This is a genomic window from Paraburkholderia sp. BR14320, assembly GCF_040948665.1.
Lineage (GTDB): Bacteria > Pseudomonadota > Gammaproteobacteria > Burkholderiales > Burkholderiaceae > Paraburkholderia > Paraburkholderia youngii.
The window spans coordinates 1-925 of the sequence record NZ_JBFPKG010000210.1 but is presented as its reverse complement, the minus strand read 5'-3'; the positions used below and the strand labels follow the sequence as shown (position 1 = coordinate 925).

Below are 925 nucleotides of genomic sequence, written 5' to 3'. Positions count from 1 at the left end.
CACCAGCGGCGCCTCGAAATCGCCCGTGCGCTGGCGACCGATCCGAAGCTGCTCGCGCTCGACGAACCGGCGGCCGGCATGAACGCCACCGAGAAGGTCGAGCTGACCAAGCTGCTCGACAAGATCCGCGCGGACGGCAAGACGATTCTGCTGATCGAACACGACGTGAAGCTCGTGATGGGCCTGTGCAACCAGATGACGGTGCTCGACTACGGCAAGGTGATCGCACAGGGTCTGCCGCAGGACGTGCAGAAAGACGCGAAGGTGATCGAAGCTTATCTGGGTGCGGGGGTCCACTGATGTCCACGACGCAAGCAATGTTGAAAATCAAGGGCCTGCAGGTCAACTACGGTGGCATCCAGGCGGTCAAGGGTGTCGACCTCGAGGTCGGGCAGGGCGAACTTGTCACGCTGATCGGCGCGAACGGCGCGGGCAAGACCACGACGATGAAGGCGATCACGGGCCTGAAGGCGTATGCGGCCGGCGATATCGAGTACATGGGCCAGTCGATCAAAGGCCTGCCCGCGCACGAGCTGCTCAAGCGCGGTCTCGCGATGGTGCCGGAAGGTCGCGGCATCTTCGCGCGCATGTCGATCGTCGAGAACATGCAGATGGGCGCGTATCTGCGCAACGATGTCGACGGTATCAAGTCGGACGTCGAGCGCATGTTCGGCTTCTTCCCGCGTCTGAAGGAGCGCGCGTCGCAGTACGCGGGCACGCTGTCGGGCGGTGAGCAGCAGATGCTCGCGATGGCGCGCGCGATCATCTCGCGGCCGAAACTGTTGCTGCTCGACGAACCGTCGATGGGCCTCTCGCCGATCATGGTCGAGAAGATCTTCGAAGTGGTGCGCTCGATTTCCGCCGAAGGTATGACCGTTCTGCTCGTCGAGCAGAACGCGCGTCTCGCGCTGCAGGCGGCCAATCG

At 63.4% G+C, this 925-nt stretch carries 1 protein-coding gene and 1 pseudogene; both read left to right on the top strand.

What is annotated here, in order from left to right:
* A pseudogene (locus AB3X89_RS39940) lies at window positions 1-300 on the top strand (ABC transporter ATP-binding protein); the annotation flags it as partial.
* The coding region (locus AB3X89_RS39935; protein WP_368588024.1) for an ABC transporter ATP-binding protein at window positions 300-925 on the top strand (626 nt) is incomplete at its 3' end. The pseudogene AB3X89_RS39940 and the gene AB3X89_RS39935, both read left to right, overlap by 1 nt.